General features: G+C 66.6%; 16 protein-coding genes. 12 read left to right on the forward strand and 4 right to left on the reverse strand.

Features of this window, described 5'->3' with window-relative positions:
* Window positions 1-24 precede the first annotated feature (24 nt).
* Window positions 25-150 (reverse strand): hypothetical protein, encoded by a 126-nt coding sequence (locus BSZ14_RS20145; RefSeq protein ID WP_274533634.1) that lies wholly within the window; start codon window positions 148-150, stop codon window positions 25-27.
* A gap of 242 nt (window positions 151-392) precedes the next feature.
* On the opposite strand from BSZ14_RS20145, the gene BSZ14_RS02280 reads away from it, so the two are divergent.
* The gene (locus tag BSZ14_RS02280; protein WP_241823608.1) at window positions 393-1,124 is read left to right on the forward strand and encodes a phosphatase PAP2 family protein; all 732 of its coding nucleotides are present in this window, start codon (window positions 393-395) and stop codon (window positions 1,122-1,124) included.
* Here BSZ14_RS02280 and BSZ14_RS02285 read toward each other — a convergent pair.
* Both BSZ14_RS02285 and galE read right to left on the reverse strand, forming a co-directional pair.
* Entirely contained in the window at window positions 1,101-1,940 is an 840-nt protein-coding gene (locus BSZ14_RS02285; protein ID WP_076709615.1) for an HpcH/HpaI aldolase/citrate lyase family protein, read from the reverse strand. The two genes, BSZ14_RS02280 and BSZ14_RS02285, sit on opposite strands and share 24 nt — an antisense overlap.
* Before the next feature lie 5 nt (window positions 1,941-1,945).
* A complete protein-coding gene (galE, locus tag BSZ14_RS02290) occupies window positions 1,946-2,950 on the reverse strand; it encodes a UDP-glucose 4-epimerase GalE (RefSeq protein WP_076709616.1) in 1,005 nt (334 codons plus the stop codon).
* A gap of 79 nt (window positions 2,951-3,029) precedes the next feature.
* Between galE and msrA the strand changes: the two genes are divergently transcribed.
* Entirely contained in the window at window positions 3,030-3,569 is a 540-nt protein-coding gene (gene msrA / locus BSZ14_RS02295; RefSeq protein ID WP_042490451.1) for a peptide-methionine (S)-S-oxide reductase MsrA, read from the forward strand.
* A 201-nt stretch (window positions 3,570-3,770) separates the two neighbouring features.
* Here msrA and BSZ14_RS02300 read toward each other — a convergent pair whose 3' ends face one another.
* Window positions 3,771-4,706: an L-threonylcarbamoyladenylate synthase gene (locus BSZ14_RS02300; protein ID WP_076709617.1), complete on the reverse strand. Its 936-nt coding sequence runs from the start codon at window positions 4,704-4,706 to the stop codon at window positions 3,771-3,773.
* A gap of 104 nt (window positions 4,707-4,810) precedes the next feature.
* Between BSZ14_RS02300 and BSZ14_RS02305 the strand changes: the two genes are divergently transcribed.
* The 10 genes from BSZ14_RS02305 to BSZ14_RS02350 all read left to right on the forward strand — a co-directional run bounded on the left by BSZ14_RS02305 (window position 4,811) and on the right by BSZ14_RS02350 (window position 16,677).
* Complete coding sequence (locus BSZ14_RS02305; protein ID WP_076709618.1) at window positions 4,811-5,629, forward strand: arylamine N-acetyltransferase family protein; 819 nt, start codon at window positions 4,811-4,813, stop codon at window positions 5,627-5,629.
* Window positions 5,630-6,081: 452 nt separating this feature from the next.
* Window positions 6,082-6,393: an STAS domain-containing protein gene (locus BSZ14_RS02310; RefSeq protein WP_076709619.1), complete on the forward strand. Its 312-nt coding sequence runs from the start codon at window positions 6,082-6,084 to the stop codon at window positions 6,391-6,393.
* Complete coding sequence (locus BSZ14_RS02315; protein WP_058744781.1) at window positions 6,390-6,758, forward strand: response regulator; 369 nt, start codon at window positions 6,390-6,392, stop codon at window positions 6,756-6,758. The genes BSZ14_RS02310 and BSZ14_RS02315 overlap by 4 nt, the downstream gene beginning before the upstream one ends.
* The gene (locus BSZ14_RS02320; protein ID WP_076709620.1) at window positions 6,755-8,728 is read left to right on the forward strand and encodes a chemotaxis protein CheA; all 1,974 of its coding nucleotides are present in this window, start codon (window positions 6,755-6,757) and stop codon (window positions 8,726-8,728) included. Before BSZ14_RS02315 ends, BSZ14_RS02320 begins: the two co-directional genes overlap by 4 nt.
* Before the next feature lie 4 nt (window positions 8,729-8,732).
* The gene (locus tag BSZ14_RS02325) at window positions 8,733-9,236 is read left to right on the forward strand and encodes a chemotaxis protein CheW (protein WP_042490442.1); all 504 of its coding nucleotides are present in this window, start codon (window positions 8,733-8,735) and stop codon (window positions 9,234-9,236) included.
* 213 nt (window positions 9,237-9,449) lie between these two features.
* Window positions 9,450-11,252, forward strand: coding sequence for a methyl-accepting chemotaxis protein (locus BSZ14_RS02330; RefSeq protein ID WP_076709621.1), 1,803 nt, complete (start codon window positions 9,450-9,452; stop codon window positions 11,250-11,252).
* 253 nt (window positions 11,253-11,505) lie between these two features.
* Entirely contained in the window at window positions 11,506-13,425 is a 1,920-nt protein-coding gene (locus BSZ14_RS02335) for a methyl-accepting chemotaxis protein (RefSeq protein ID WP_076709622.1), read from the forward strand.
* A gap of 168 nt (window positions 13,426-13,593) precedes the next feature.
* On the forward strand, window positions 13,594-15,267 hold the full coding sequence (locus BSZ14_RS02340) for a methyl-accepting chemotaxis protein (protein ID WP_076709623.1): 1,674 nt from the start codon (window positions 13,594-13,596) through the stop codon (window positions 15,265-15,267).
* Window positions 15,264-15,752 carry a chemotaxis protein CheW gene (locus tag BSZ14_RS02345; RefSeq protein WP_042490561.1) on the forward strand — a complete coding sequence of 163 codons (489 nt, stop codon included), beginning with the start codon at window positions 15,264-15,266 and terminating at the stop codon, window positions 15,750-15,752. Before BSZ14_RS02340 ends, BSZ14_RS02345 begins: the two co-directional genes overlap by 4 nt.
* A gap of 70 nt (window positions 15,753-15,822) precedes the next feature.
* The gene (locus tag BSZ14_RS02350) at window positions 15,823-16,677 is read left to right on the forward strand and encodes a CheR family methyltransferase (protein ID WP_042490562.1); all 855 of its coding nucleotides are present in this window, start codon (window positions 15,823-15,825) and stop codon (window positions 16,675-16,677) included.
* Window position 16,678: the final 1 nt, after the last annotated feature.

A 16,678-nucleotide genomic window follows, 5' to 3' on the forward strand; every position in this document is an offset into this window, starting at 1 on the left:
CGCCGGGGATTGCGCCGACCTGTCTTAGATCAGGTGCCTGATCAGCCTCGACGCACCGACGGCGATGCCGCCGACGGCCAGCCAGCTCGATACCGCACCGACGGTCAGGATCATCAGGCGATCGATCGGGGAAATCACGTGCTCTTGCATGGTGGTGCAGTCCTCTCGCGCCAATCATTCTCGTTGGCGCGTCTCATTTATGAGACAGAATGCGTTAACAAACAAACCCATTTTTCGAATGACACTGATTGATCGCGCCGCTTCCGGATTAGTTTCCGGTCATTCAAGGGCTTGGCGGCGACGAAATCGGTGTCTGGCCCAGTCATGAAGCCTGATCCCCTTGCCCTTCTGGGGCATTCGCCACAAAGGCGGGGCATGGCGAGGCAGTTTCCATGATCGACCGGACCCGTTTTTCGGGCAGCGATTCGTCGCGCGACGAATCGCATGACTCGCCGCTCGCTGCGCCGTCGCGCCTGTCGGCAATGCCGATGGCACTGCGCGGGGTGGCGGCGGTGGCGATGGCGCTTGCGCTGTTGCTGCTCTTCGGGGTGGCGGTGGATCATTGGCCCTTTGCCTGGGACCGCGCGATCCTGACCGGTTTGCGGACCCATGCCTCGTCGGACAAGTTGCGCGCCGTGGCGGAGGATTTCACGGCGCTGGGCAGCGTCCCGACGCTGGTCCTGATGGTGGCGGGTGCGGTGATCCTGCTGCTGGCGCGGGGGTGGTGGCTGCTGGCGCTGATGACGGCGCTTTCGGGTATCAGCGGCGGCGCGGTCGTGACCTGGGTGAAGCTGATGGTCGCCCGCCCGCGCCCCGATCTGGTGGCGCACTGGGTCGATGTCCACAATGCCAGCTTCCCCAGCGGCCATGCGGCGGGCAGCGCGATGGTCTATCTGACGCTGGCGGCGCTGGCGACGCAACTGACCGACCATCGCCGGGTGCGTTATGCCATCGTCGTGATCGCGGTGCTGCTGGTCGGGACGATCGGGGGCAGCCGCGTCTATCTGGGCGTACACTGGCCGTCGGACGTGGCGGCGGGCTGGTGCTTCGGAACGCTCTGGGCGCTGGGCTGGTGGTGGGCGACGGCGGCCGCCCGCCGGTCATGGGGCGGCGCGCGCCAATAAGGCCTGGGCCGCCTTCAGATGCGGGGCATCGACCATCTTGCCATCCAGCTGCAGCGCGCCCGCGCCCGGATTGGCCAGGAACAGATCGACGATCGCCTGTGCCCGCGCGATATCCTCCGCGGAGGGGGTGAAGGCGGCGTTGATGATGGGCACCTGCGCCGGGTGGATCGCCATCATGCCGCTAAAGCCGTCCCGGTTGCCCCGCGCCGCATAGGCGGCCAGCCCGTCCAGATCGCGAAAGTCGGGATAGACGGTCTCGATCGCGGCGATCCCGGCGGCATGCGCACCGAACAGGGTCAGCGAGCGCGCCAGCTGATAGGGCGCGGTATAGCTGCCGTCCGCCTCGCGCGAGGTGGTCGCCCCGATCGCGGCGGGCAGGTCCTCCGCGCCCCAGGTCAGGCCGGTCAGTGGCAGGCTCGACCCCGCATATTCGTGCAGCCGGAACAGCGCCATCGGCGTCTCGGTGACGATCGGCAGGATCGGGATATGCGTCACCCCGCGCGCCGCCAGTGCGTGCAGGCTGACCAGCCCTTCGGCCTTGGGAAGGACGATGCCGTCGGGTCGGGCGGGCAGGATCGCGGCCAGATCGTCGGTCGCCAGCGGCCCGTCGATCGGATTGATCCGCACGAACAGCTGCACGGCCGTGTCGCGGGGCCGGGACAGGAACCGCGCCACCTCTTCGCGCGCGCGCGGCTTGGCATCGGGGGCGACCGCATCCTCCAGGTCGAGGATCAGGGCATCCGCGCCCGTCCCCATCGCCTTGGCCATCCGCTCGGGCCGATCGCCGGGTACGAAGAGGAGCGAGCGCAGTCGCATCGGCTTTAGCGGCCCATCTCGGCCAGCTTGCGCTCCCAGGCCAGCGCGTCGCGGACGATGCCTTCCAGATCGTCGCGTTCGGGCCGCCAGGGCAGGGTGGCGAGGATCGCGCCATTGTCCGCGACCAGCTCGGCCGGATCGCCCGCGCGGCGGCCTTCCATCCGGCGCTCGATCGTCCGGTTGGTCACGCGGTCGACCGCGTCCAGCACCTCCAGCACCGAGAAGCCACGGCCATAGCCGCAATTGAGCGTGTGGCTCTCGCCCGGCCGCTCGATGAGCAGTTCGAGCGCTGCGACATGCGCGGCGGCGAGGTCGGAGACGTGGATATAGTCGCGCACGCCCGTGCCGTCGCGGGTGGCGAAGTCGGTGCCATAGACGCCGACGGCATCACGCTTGCCGATCGCCGCTTCGACCGCGATCTTGATGAGATGCGTCGCACCGACCGTCGACTGGCCCGAGCGCCCTTGCGGATCGGCGCCCGCGACGTTGAAGTAGCGCAGCGCGCAATAGTTGATCGGATGCGCGGCGGCGACGTCCTTCAGCATGATCTCGGTCATCAGCTTGGACATGCCGTACGGGTTGATCGGCGCCTTGGGATCGCTTTCCTTGATCGGCACCCGCTCGGGCGTGCCATAGGTGGCGGCGGTCGAGGAGAAGATGAAGTGGCCGACGCCCTCGGCCACCGCGCTTTCCATCAGCGAGCGGCTGGCGGCGGTGTTGTTGCGATAATATTTGAGCGGATCGGTGACCGACTCGGGCACGATGATCGAGCCCGCAAAGTGCATGATGGCGCGGACGTTATGCTCGCGGATCGCGGCGCGCACGGCGTCGTCGTCGGCGACATTGGCGACGACCAGCGAGGCGCGGGGATCGACCGCCCAGTCGAAGCCGGTGACCAGATTGTCGAGCACGACGACCTCATAGCCTGCATCCAGCAGCGCCAGCACGGCATGGCTGCCGATATAACCGGCGCCGCCCGTCACCATCACCTTGCCGTCGATCGTCGCCATCACTTTTGCCTCAAGTCGCTGGATTGCCGTGGCCTAGCCGCTTCCTATCTATGCATACAAGACGACAAGGAGATTCCGAGTGACCGAATATGTAACGCTGGCCGGGGGCTGTTTCTGGTGCACCGAGGCGGTGTTCAAGGACGTGATCGGGGTCGAGTCGGTCGAAAGCGGCTATATCGGCGGCACCGTGCCCAACCCGACCTACAAGCAGGTGTGCGGCGGCGATACCGGCCATGCCGAGGCGATCCGCATCGGTTTCGATCCGGAGCAACTGGCGCTGGGCGATCTGCTCGACATTTATTTCGCGACGCACGACCCGACGCAGCTCAATCGGCAGGGCAATGACGTCGGCACGCAATATCGCTCGGCGATGTTCCCGGCGGATGAGGCGCAGGAGGCCGCGATGAAGGCAGCCCTGGAACGCGCCCAGGCCGGGCTGGACAAGCCGGTCGTGACCACGATCGAGCCGATGGCCGAGTGGTATCCGGCGGAGGATTACCATCAGGATTATTGGGAAACCTCGGGCCGGTCGAACCCCTATTGCATGGCGGTGATTCCGCCCAAGCTGCAGAAACTGCGCAAGAGCTTCGCCGCCCGGTCGAAGGCGGTGACGGCATAAGGGATAGGGTGGGGTGGTTCCTAACCTGCCATCCCACCTCCGTTCAGCCTGAGCGTAGTCGAAGGCCACGCGTAGACCTCCGCCCAAAATGCCCTCGGGGTGTCGGTAGCCCCTTGGCCTTCGACTTCGCTCAGGCTGAACGGAGGGCGGGATGTAAGTCCCGGTCGCATTGAGCGAAGTCGAAGCGGCACGCCCCGACCTCTATCGCGTCGCGGCCCGCCGCAGCCGGTCGTTGATCGCTTCGCCGATCCCGTCGTCGGGGATCGGCGCCACCGCCAGCCTCGCGCGGTCCCCCGCATCCGCGCGGTGGAGCGCGTCGAACAGTCGTGCCGCCGCCTCGACCGGATCGCCGCGCTCCGACAGGCTGTCCTGCCCGCGTACGTCGCCGAAGCCGATCAGCCATTCGTCCGCCGCCGCGTGCGTGACATTCAGGCGCAGGGGCTTGCGCGGCGCATAATGGCTGGCGAGCTGACCCGGCGCGGTGACGATGGCGGGGGCCTGCGGGCCTTGCTCCACATCGCCTAGCACTTGCGCCAGCATCGCGGCCGTCACCGGGCCGGGGCGCAGGATGGTGCGGCCCGCGACGATGGTCGATTCCAGCCCCGCCTCGGTCGCGCCGTCGTCGATGACCGGCACGTCCGGTCCCAGGCTGGCGCGGACATGGGGGCTGCGCGTCGGGCTGATCCCGCCGCTGGCATTGGCCGACGGCGCGGCGAGCGGGCGGCCGCTTTCCATCAGCAACGCCTGCATCGCACGGTGGCGCGGCACCCGGATCGCGACCGTATCCAGCCCCGCCGTGACCAGCGAGGCGATGCCCGCCCCGGCCTTGAGCGGGCGCACCAGCGTCAGCGGCCCCGGCCAGAAGGCGCGCGCCAGCGCCAATGCGTCGTCATCGAATTCCGCCAGCGTCTGCGCCGTCGCCAGATCGGGGACATGCACGATCAGCGGGTTGAACGAAGGCCGCCCCTTGGCCGCATAGATGCGCGCCACGCCTTTCGCGTCGGTCGCATCGGCGGCCAGTCCATAGACCGTCTCGGTCGGCACCGCGACGATGCCGCCATTCCGGATCACCGCCGCGGCGGCGCGGATCGCATCGGGGCCGAAGGGCAGGGTCGGGTCTTCAAGGGGAAAGGTCATGATCGCCTCCGCCTATATCCCGTCGCGCATGGCGACAGAAGGGGGCGGGAGACGCGTCCGGCCCCCTTCGACAATTCGGGTCCGGACCCTTAAAGGACACACGCATGTTCAATCTCGATTCCTATCTTGCCCGTATCGCCCTGCCTTCGCGCGTGACCGTCGATGCCGAAGGGCTGGGGCGACTGCAATGGGCGCATCGCCAGGCGATCCCGTTCGAGAATATCGATGTCCGGCTGGGCCGGCCCATCGCCATCGACAGTACGGGCGTCTTCGCCAAGCTGGTGACCGCCAAGCGCGGCGGCTATTGCTTCGAGCAGAACCGGCTGTTCCTCGACGCGCTGGCGGCGCACGGCTTCCATGCACGGCCGCTGCTCGCGCGGGTATGGCTGGCGGCGACGGACGTGCCGCCGACCACCCACACGCTCAGCCTGGTCCATATCGAGGGGCAGGACTGGATCGCCGATGCGGGCTTCGGGGGCAGTTATCTGCCGCCCATGCCGCTCGTCGAAGGGGCGGAGGCGACCGCACCCGACGGCGCGCTCTTCCGGCTGGACCGCGATCCGCAGCATGGCTGGATGCTGCTGCGCAACGGCCATCCCGGCCTGACCGATGGCCGCGCGACGGGTGAGGGGTGGCAACCGCAATACAGCTTTACCACCGACCATGTGTGGGACGCCGACCTGGCGCTGGCCAATCACTGGACCTCGACCGCGCCGGAGAGCCGTTTCCGTCAGGCGACGATCGTCAGCATCGTCCTGCCGCGTGGCTTCGCGGCGCTGACCGACCGGCATTATCGCCGCCGCGTCGGGGAGGATGAAGCCGCCGCGACGATCACCGACCCGCGTGTCTATCGGATGCGGTTGAGCCTGATGTTCGGCATCGACCTGGGCAGCGAAGACGCAGGCACGCTGTTCGGCGAATAGCCGATTCGTTTTCGCGGCCGTCGTGATTTGGCGCCCGGACGGGGTGGTCGAGTCACGGCCTGATCCATGTTGGTCGGATAGGCGGCGGGGGGGCCGATGCACCGCCCGCCCGGGTGGTGGCTGCCCTCGGGATTCCGGGAATATGCAGGGCGTTGCCGGTGGCGCATGGGCTCTGTGCGGCCATTCGCCATTTTCATCGCACGTCTTGTATATTTAAGTCGGATTTTACCATTGCGCGATATACCCCTGAATGAACTTGGGGGACATAAGAGATGATCGGGGGCGGAGAGTACCGGCTGGAACCACGGGGTTTTGGCCGCACCGCTCCACGCCACGCCAATCGGAGACCGGGACGTTGACGGCCCGGTCCGCGTTGATGGGTATTTCGTGAACTATTGATGGGGCCGCAGGGTGATCCTGCGTGTCCGCACCTTTGACCTGAAGGAAAGATCATGTCGATCACCATGGTGATGGCAAGCGAGGACGTGTGCCTGCCGACCATCGGCGTTTTGGCCGAAGATTTGAAGACCGCGATCGCGCCTGGCGCGACCGTCCGGCTGGACCTGTCCGGCGCCGCGTCACCGGACCTCAGCGTCATCCAGCTGGTCCAGGCGGCGCGAGTCAGTGCGGCGGCGACAGGCTGCGATTTCGCGCTGTCGGCCCCCGCCGACGCGACCCTGCACACCTTGCTGACCCGCGCGGCCTTCCTGCCCGCTTCGGCCGACGACACCCAATTCTGGCTTCACGGAGACATCGCCCAATGACCGCTTCCATCCTGACCGTCGACGACAGCGCGAGCCTGCGCATGGCGATCCGCATCGCCCTGACCGGCGCGGGCTATACGGTGACGGAGGCCGCCGATGGCGCCGAGGGGCTGGCCAAGGCGACCGAGACCCGGTTCGACCTGATCGTCACCGACCTCAACATGCCCAATATGGACGGGCTGGAGATGATCCGCGCACTGCGCCAGCAGCCTGCGCAGGCGGGCGTGCCGATCATCTTCCTGACCACCGAGTCGGACGACTCGATGAAGGCGCAGGCCAAGGCGGCGGGCGCGACCGGCTGGCTGGTGAAGCCCTTCCAGCCCGAACAGCTGATCCGCGTCGCCCAGAAGGTCCTGGCCCGGTGAGCGCGGCCGAGGATCCGACAGCCGCCTTCCGGATCGAGGCGGGCGAGCTTCTGGAGCAGGTCGAACAGGGCCTGCTCGACCTGGGGCACCGGCTGGACGACATGAACCTCGTCAACGCCGTGTTCCGGGGCCTTCACACGCTGAAGGGCTCGGGCGCGATGTTCGGCTTCGATGCGCTGGCGGCCTTCACCCATCATTGCGAAAGCGCGTTCGACCGCGTGCGCAAGGGCGATGTCCGTGCGACGCCGGAACTGGTGTCGGTGATCCTGTCGGCGGCGGACCATATGCGTACGCTGGTCGATGGTGACGCGCCCGCCGCCCATGGCCAGGCGATCCTGGACCGACTGGCGGCGGCGGTCGATGCGGCGGCCGGTATCTCGGCCCCCATGGCCGCGCCTGCCCCGCGCAAGCAGGGCTGGACCCTGTCCTTCCGCCTGCCCCCCGACGCGATGGCCAATGGCACGAGCCCGCTGGCGCTTCTCGACGAACTGCGCGAGCTGGGTGAGGCGACGATCGTCGCGACCTTCGACACGGTGCCCGCGCTGGACGATCTCAACCCCGGCCATTGCCTCGTCGGCTGGGACTGCACGCTGATCGGCGACATTTCGCGCGAGGCGATCGAGGACGTGTTCCTGTTCGTCATGGACGACATGGACATCACCATCACCCCGCTGGCGGTCGAGGATGCCGGGGCGGAAGCGGTGGACGAAGAGGCCCAGGCAATTCCGGTCGCCGTGGACGCACCCGTCGCCGCCAATGACGCCAGCCCGCGCGGCGCCGCCGCCAACCGCTCGCAGGGCGAGCATGTCCGCGTGCCCGCCGAGCGGCTCGACGAGCTGATGGACCGGGTCGGCGAACTGGTCATCGCCCAGAGCCGTCTGTCGCAGCTGGCGGGGCATGGCCAGGACCTCAGCCTGCGTTCCGTTTCGGAAGAGATCGAGCGGCTGGCGGGCGAGATGCGCGACACGATGATGATCCTGCGCATGGTGCCGGTGTCGACGCTGTTCGGCCGTTTCCGCCGCCTGATCCACGATCTGGCCAACGAGACCGGCAAGGCGATCGAGCTGGTGACTGAAGGCGAGACGACCGAGGTCGACAAGACCGTGATCGAGCGCCTGTTCGACCCGCTGGTCCATATCATCCGCAACAGCTGCGACCATGGCCTGGAAAAGGCCGAGGACCGCATCGCGGCGGGCAAGGCGCCCAGCGGCGTGATCCGGCTGAGCGCGCATCAGGCGGGTGGCGAAGTCCTCATCACCATCACCGATGACGGGCGCGGCATCGATGTCGAGCGGGTCCGTGCCAAGGCGGAAGCCAATGGCCTGATCCAGCCCGGCCAGGTGGTCAGCGAGGACGAGCTGCTGGGCCTGATCTTCCACCCCGGCTTCTCGACGGCGGCGCAGGTCACGAACCTGTCGGGCCGGGGCGTCGGCATGGACGTGGTCAAGCGCACCATCGAAAGCCTGCGCGGTTCGATCGTCGTGAAGAGCGTGTCGGGCCAGGGTTCGACCATCACGCTGCGCATCCCGCTGACGCTGGCGATCATCGAGGGGCTGCTGGTCCGCGTGGGCGAGGGACGCTATGTCATCCCGCTCGCGGCGGTCGAGGAATGCCTGGAGCTGTCGCTGGAGGAGGATCTGCGCTCGCGCGGGCGCAGCATCATCACGCTGCGCGAACGGCTGGTGCCCTTCCTGCGGCTGCGCGACCTGTTCGCCACCGGGACCAAGCCCGACACCTATCAGAAGATCGTCGTGGTCGGCACGGGGGCGGAGCGCGTCGGCCTGGTCGTCGACCAGATCGTCGGCAACCACCAGACGGTCATCAAGGCCATGTCGCCGCTCCACCGCAACGTCGCGGCCTTTGCGGGCGCGACCATCCTGGGCGACGGTTCGGTCGCCCTGATCCTCGACATCGCCCAGCTCATCGCGCTGAGCCAGCCCAGGGAGGAGCGGCGTCTGGCCGCTGGATAAGCCCATGCCCTATCACAAAGTACCCAATTGGACGCCCGAGAACGGCCTGGAGGTCCTGACCTTCGGCCTGGGTGGCGAGACCTTCGCGCTGGAGGCGGGCATCGTCCGCGAGATCCTGGACATGATGCCGGTGACGATGGTGCCGGGCGCCGATCCGCTCGCCGCCTCGGTCATCAACTTTCGCGGCCGCATCGTGCCGCTGGCCGATCTGCGCGGCGCGTTCGGGATGGAGGCGCAGGCCAACACCGCCGACAGCCGCATCATCGTGATCGAGCTGGACGTGAACGGCGATCCCTTCCTGATCGGCCTGACCGCCGACCGTGTGAACGAGGTCACCGTGCTGCACGCGGGGGATTCCGAGGAGGTGCCGGTGATCGGCATGCGCTGGCCGCGCGAGAATGTCCGCTGCCTGGTGCGGCGAGGGGGCGATGTGGTGGTCCTGCCGGACCTGACCGCGCTGTTCTCGCGCCTGACCGACGCCGCCGCCGAGACCACGACCATCCACTGACCGGGCGCACGGTCTGCGCCAGCGCCTTTGCGGCCGTCACCATGCGACACAAGGGCGTATCGACGCCCCGGCGCCCGGCTCGTCCGTTGCCCGCAGCGCGACGGTCCAGGTTTATCCGTTCGATGCCAAAGTCATGTTCGGCCTGACGGCAATTCAACAAACGCCCGATTTGCGCCGATATTTCTATCAATCCAAACCCATAATGGGGGGGTCATGCGAGCTACCATCAAAATGAAACTGGGTGCGACCTTTGCGGTCCTGACCCTTCTTCTTGCCATCGTTATCGGTGTCGGCATCGTCAAGATGGGTGTGTTGAACAGCGCCATCAGCGACGTGATCGCTGGCCCGGCACGCCGACTGTCGATCGCACAATCGATCGATACGATCCAGAGCCAGTCCCTCGCCGATCAGCAGTCATTGGCCCTCAATACCGATCAGGCCACGATGAAGATCTATTATGACAGGGTCATCACGGGCGAGAGCGAACTCAGCAAGACCATCGACCAGGGCTTGGCCATCGCATCGCCCGACGGCAAGGCCCTGTGGGAGAAAGTGCGTTCCGACTGGAATGAACTGAAGCCCACGTTCGACCGCATCCGCGACCTCGGCTATGCAAATCGTAACGAGGAAGCCGCCACTTTGTCCAACACGGTTCAAACCCCGATCATGAACCGATTGGCGGACAATATCGCGAAGCTGAGTGCCTTCCAGCGATCGCAGATGACGGAAGCCGATGAGCAGACGAACGTTCTGTACACCGAAAGCCGCAACGTCCTGCTGATGTGTGGTGTGCTCGCCTTGCTTGTCGCGATCAGTGGCGCCGTTTGGATTTCCTTGATCGTCTCGCGTGGCCTGAAGATTGCGTCGGTGGCGATCGAGGCAGTCGGCATCGGCGACCTGGAGCAGGACGTGCATGTCAAGAGCAATGACGAGATCAAGGATCTGGTCGATTCGGTGAACCGCATGACCGTCAACTTGCGCAAGACCGCGCAACTGGCCGATACGATCGCGGGCGGCGACCTGACCGTCAATCACCAGCCGCTGTCGGACAAGGACATGCTGGGCCATGCGCTGGTATCGATGGTCGAGCGTCTGCGCGGCGTCGTCGGCGATGCCACCCAGGCGGCGCAGAATGTCGCGTCGGGCAGCCAGCAGCTGTCGTCCTCGTCGGAACAGGTGAGCCAGGGCGCGACCGAACAGGCCGCCGCCGCCGAGGAAGCCTCGGCTTCGATGGAACAGATGGCTGCCAACATCAAACAGAATGCCGACAACGCGACCCAGACCGAAAAGATCGCCCGCCAGTCGTCGCTGGATGCCGAACAGAGCGGCACGGCGGTACAGAAGGCTGTGATCGCGATGCGCACCATCGCGGAGAAGATCGGGATCGTGCAGGAAATCGCCCGCCAGACCGACTTGTTGGCGCTGAACGCGGCGGTCGAGGCGGCACGGGCCGGGGAACATGGCCGTGGTTTCGCGGTCGTGGCGGCCGAAGTCCGCAAGCTCGCCGAACGCAGCCAGACGGCGGCGGCCGAGATCAGCGGCATGTCCTCCGACACCGTGGGTGCTGCCACCCAGGCGGGCGAGATGTTGACCAAGCTGGTGCCTGACATCCGCCGCACCGCCGAACTGGTCGCCGAGATCAGCGCGGCGTGCCGCGAGCAGGATATCGGCGCGGTCCAGATCAACGAGGCGATCCAGCAGCTCGACAAGGTGACGCAGCAGAATGCCAGCGCCTCCGAGCAGATCTCTTCCACTTCCGAAGAACTCGCCAGCCAGGCCGAGGAACTTCAGGAAAGCATCGCCTATTTCCGCGTCGATGCCGCTGGCCATCGTGGCCGCGCCAAGCCCGCCGTACGCAAGCCGGTGGCCCGTCCGGTGGCCAAGCCTGCCCGGTCGGCGTCGGGCGCGCGCTCCGGCTCGGTCGCCGATCAGCAGGCCCGTGTGCGCGGTTTCGCGCTGGACCTGACCAATGGTGGTCCGGACGGCGAGGACGTCGAATTCGGGCACGCTGCCTGAACCAGGATGGTCAGGGGGCGGGCGCTGCCCCGCCCCCTGACAGCCGGGATGTTCGCGCGCATTCCGGCGCTTCGTAATCCCCAGGCTCGCGAACCGCATGATGCGCTGGTCGACTCTTGAGGACAAGAACATGCCGGGTTCCTTCAATCACCTGTCGATGTCGAAAAAGCTAATCTTCTGCCTCGACGCCACCCGTGCGGCTGCGGTCGCCGCCTGATCTGCTTTTCAACTCAAAACAGGAGAGGGGACCATCATGCGTTTCCATGCTTCGCTGAAACACACCTCGCATGCCGACGTCGCCACGACGGAGATCGGCCGGTTGCAGCGCGCCTTCGCCCAAGGGCGGATCGACGAGCGCGCCGACCTGTCGGGTGCGACCGGCAAGGCGCGCGAAATGCTCGTCGCGGTGAACGAACTGCTCGAGACCGCCGCCATGCCGGCCGCCACGTTCAACCGGCGGCTGGCGCAAGTCGCGGCCGAGCATGAGCGTGGCGACATCGACGCGGTGGTGCCGGTCGAGGAATTGTCCGGCGACCTGGCCATTGCGGCGCGGACCGTCAACGAACTGGTTGCCAGCCATATCGCGGTCAAGAAACAGGCCATGGCCTGTGTGGCCGCGCTGGCGCAGGGCGATTTCGAGACGCCCCTGGCGGCGCTACCGGGCAAGAAGGCCTTTATCAACGAGACGATCGAGCAGCTTCGCGGCAATCTGAAGGGCCTGATCGCCGAGATGAACACCATGTCGGCCGAACATGATCGCGGCGACATCGACGTGTTCGTGCCGGTCGACAAGTTTCAGGGCGATTTCGGCGTCATGGCCCGCCGCCTGAACGAGATGGTCGCCAACCACATCGCCGCCAAGAAGATGGCGATGGCCTGTATCAAGCAGTTCGGCGAGGGCAATTTCGATGCGCCGATGCAGCAGCTGCCCGGCAAGAAGGCGTTCATCAACGACACGATCGAATTGCTGCGCGCCAATTTCCAGGCGATCATCGGCGAGATCCAGCGCCTGATCGCGGCCTCGACCGCCGGCAAGCTGAGCGAGCGCGGCGATGCGACGCGTTTCCCCGGCGACTTTGCCGGACTGGTCAGCGGGATCAACGGGATGCTCGACGCGATCCTGCTGCCGATCGGTGAGGGCAATCGCGTGCTGAACCTGGTCAGCACTGGCTCGCTGCTCGAACGCGTGGAGATCGAGTGCGAGGGCGATCACCGCCGGATGAAGGATGCGATCAACAATCTGGTCGACAACCTCACCCATTTCGCGAGCAATGTCGCGGGGGCGGCCGATCAGGTCGCCAGCGGCAGCCAGCAGCTGTCTTCGGCCTCCGAACAGGTGTCGGAAGGCGCGACCGAACAGGCCGCCGCCGCCGAAGAGGCCTCGGCCTCGATGGAGCAAATGGCCGCCAACATCAAACAGAATGCCGACAACGCGACCCAGACCGAAAAGATCGCCCGCCAGTCGTCACAGGATGCCGAACAGAGCGGTCAGGCGGTGCAGAAGGCGGTCATCGCGATGCGCACTATCGCGGAAAAGATCGGCATCGTGCAGGAAATCGCGCGCCAGACCGACCTGCTGGCGCTGAACGCGGCGGTCGAGGCGGCACGGGCCGGGGAACATGGCCGTGGCTTCGCGGTCGTGGCGGCCGAAGTCCGCAAGCTGGCCGAGCGCAGCCAGTCGGCGGCGGCCGAAATCAGCGGCATGTCGTCGGACACGGTTCTCGCCGCGACTCAGGCGGGCGAGATGCTGACCAGGCTGGTGCCCGACATCCGCCGTACCGCCGAACTGGTCGCCGAGATCAGTGCGGCGTGCCGCGAACAGGATATCGGCGCGTCGCAGATCAACGAGGCGATCCAGCAGCTGGACAAGGTCACGCAGCAGAACGCGTCCGCGTCCGACCAGATTTCCAGCACCTCGACCCAACTCGCCGGGCGTGCCGAGGATCTGCAGGACAGCATCGCTTTCTTCCAGGTGGCCGAGGCGCAGCGATCCGCCGCGGTCAAGCCTGCGGTCCGCAAACCCGCGACGCGCCAGGCGATCGCCAAGGTGCGCAAGGCCCCGGCACGGACCGGCTCGGTCGCGCACCAGCAGGCACGGCTGCGCGGCTTCGCGCTCGACCTGAGCGAGGGCGGACCGGACGGCGAGGATGCAGAGTTCGGCCACGCGGCCTGAGGGGCTGACTGGGCTGCGGAGTGCCGGGGGCGCTCCGCACAGCCGTCGTCATGACACCAATATCACGGTTCTGAACCAATAATTCATTACTTTATGCCTATGATGTTTTGCGGTTCCGAGGGGGTGGTTCCGTAATATTCGAAGCGGCTTTCAACTTGGGGTGGGTTTATGCGGGTTACGATCAAGGCCAAGCTGGCTGGTACATTTGCGATAGTCTTGTTGCTTCTGGCGGTTGTCGTCGGAGTTGGCGTGTCAAAGGTCAATGCGTTGAACGTGATGATCGCCGACATCATCGATGGACCAGCGCAGCGCATCAAGCTGTCCTTAACGGCTGATGGCGACATTAGCCGCGCGATCCGCGCCGAAAAGAACATGATGATGACGCAGGATGTTGCGCAGAAGCGTAGTTTCGACAGCAGCTTCGGCCAGTATGACGCCAAGATCGAGGAAAGCCTGAACGACGGTCTGAAGATCGCCACCGTGCAGGGCCGCCCCGTATGGACCAAGGCGCTGGAGGAATGGCACAGCTACAAGAATATCAGCGACCGCGCCCGCGCTCTGGCCTTGCAGAACCAGAATGCCGAGGCGGCTGCCATGTCGATGACCGAAGGCCGTGCCGTCGCGGTGCGGCTGAGCGAAACGCTGACCAAGCTGGCGGGCATCACGCAAGGCCAGATGGATAAGGCGAAGATCGACTCCGCCACGCTTTATGCGTCGGCCCGGACGACTCTGATGACCACCGCGGTCGTCGCGCTGCTGATCGCGGTTGCGGGCGCCCTGTGGGTTGCGTTGCTGGTCTCCAAGGGCCTGCGCAAGATCGACGAAGCGGTGTCCGCCGTCGCCGATGGCGACCTGAGCAACGAAGTGCATGTCGCCAGCAATGACGAGATCAAGGACCTGGTCGAAACCGTCAACCGGATGACCGTCCGCCTGCGCGAGACGATCGGCCAGACCACCCAGGCGGCGCAGAATGTCGCGTCGGGCAGCCAGCAGCTGTCGTCCTCGTCGGAACAGGTGAGCCAGGGCGCGACCGAACAGGCCGCCGCCGCCGAGGAAGCCTCGGCTTCGATGGAGCAGATGGCCGCCAACATCAAACAGAATGCCGACAACGCGACCCAGACCGAGAAGATCGCACGGCAGTCGTCGCAGGCGGCCGAACAGAGTGGGGAAGCGGTGCAGAAGGCGGTCGTCGCGATGCGCACCATCGCCGAGAAGATCGGCATCGTGCAGGAAATCGCCCGCCAGACCGACCTGCTGGCGCTGAACGCGGCAGTCGAGGCGGCCCGTGCGGGCGAACATGGTCGCGGCTTCGCGGTCGTGGCGGCCGAGGTCCGCAAGCTCGCCGAGCGCAGCCAGACGGCGGCGGCCGAGATCAGCGGCATGTCCTCGGACACCGTGGGTGCCGCGACCCAGGCGGGCGAGATGCTGACCAAGCTGGTGCCTGACATCCGCCGCACCGCCGAACTGGTCGCCGAGATCAGCGCGGCGTGCCGCGAGCAGGATATCGGCGCGGTCCAGATCAACGAGGCGATCCAGCAGCTCGACAAGGTGACGCAGCAGAACGCCAGCGCCTCCGAGCAGATCTCTTCCACCTCCGAAGAACTCGCCAGCCAGGCCGAGGAGCTTCAGGAAAGCATCGCCTATTTCCGTGTCGACGGACAGGGCGCACAGAACCGCCCGGTGCGCCGCCCGGCACCACGCCCGGCCAAGGCCAGGCCCAAGGCGGTTCCGGCCCGCAGCGGTTCGGTCGCCGACCAGCAGGCGCGGGTGCGCGGTTTCGCGCTGGACCTGACCAATGGCGGCCCTGACGGCGAAGACGCCGCGTTCGGACGCGCGGCATGAGCGGCGCATCCGACATCCAGGTCGTGGTCTTCGGACTGGGCGACGAAGAGTTCGCGCTGCCCGTCACCACGGTCCGCGAGATCCTGGACCACCGTAACGCCTATCGGGTGCCGCACGCGCCCGACTGGTTCCTGGGGCTGACCGATGTGCGTGGCGACTCCGTGCCGATGGTCGATCTGCGGGTCCGCCTGGGGATGCCCCCGGTCGAGCCGACGCTGACCACCCGCGTTCTGGTGGTCGATGTGGCGGGCGGCGAGGGCAAGCCGCTGGCGCTGGGCATGGTCGTCGACCGGGTGCTCGACGTCGCGACCTTCCCGGCCGAATCGGTCGAGGGCGCGCCTGATCTGGGCGGTCGCTGGCGGTCCGAGCAGATCGAGGCGATCCTGCGGCGGGGTGCGGGCTTCGTCGCGCTGCTCGACCCGGCGCGCCTGTTCGGGGCGGACGGTGCCGAGGCCGCCCTGGCCGATCTCGGCATGGCGGCGTGATCCCAGTTCTTTCCGGCCGCCCGGCGTGGCGGCCGATCCCTTCCTCTCGCTTCCGACAGGAGCCGTTCCTTTGAGCAGTCTGGCCCGCGCGGCATCGGCATCGCCCGACGCGCTGCAGCGTCGCGATTTCGATCGCATCTCCGCCTATGTATACAAGGAGTGCGGAATCCGCCTGCCGCCCGCCAAGATGACGATGATTGAGGGGCGTCTGCGCCGCCGCGTGCGCGCCACGGGGCTCAGCAGCCTGGGCGACTATTGCGCCTGGGTATTCCAGGCCGATCATCTGGCGGGCGAGCGCGAGCATCTGCTGAATGCGGTCACGACGAACAAGACCGACTTCTTCCGTGAGCCCAAGCATTTCGACTATCTGATGGGCACGGTCATGCCGCAGCTGCGCGACCAGGGGCAGCGCCGGATCCGCGTGTGGAGCTCGGCCTGCTCGACCGGCGCGGAGCCCTATACGCTGGCGATGCTGCTCGACGCTTTTGCCGCCGACAAGGGCGGCCCCGATTTCGGGATCCTGGCGACCGATCTCGACAGCGAGGTGCTGCGCACCGCGCGTCGGGGCATCTATCCGGCCGCGATGCTCGATCCGGTGCCGACGACCTTGCGCAAACGCTATGTCATGAGCGCCAGCGATCCCAGGCGCGACGAGATGCGCATCGTGCCCGCGCTGCGCTCGGCCATCGGCTTCGCCCAGATGAACCTGATGGACGAACGCTATCCGGTGGGCGATCCGATGGACATCATCTTCTGCCGTAACGTCCTGATCTATTTCGACAAGCCGACCCAGGAAAAGGTCGTGCGCCGTCTGGCCGAATGTCTGCGCCCCGGCGGCTGGATGTTCCTGGGCCATTCCGAATCGATCACGGGTTTCGACCTTCCCCTGAAGACGGTGTCAAACACCGTGTTTCAACGGATCTGAC

This window comes from Sphingomonas sp. Sph1(2015), from assembly GCF_001970915.1.
Classification (GTDB): Bacteria; Pseudomonadota; Alphaproteobacteria; order Sphingomonadales; family Sphingomonadaceae; genus Sphingomonas; species Sphingomonas parapaucimobilis.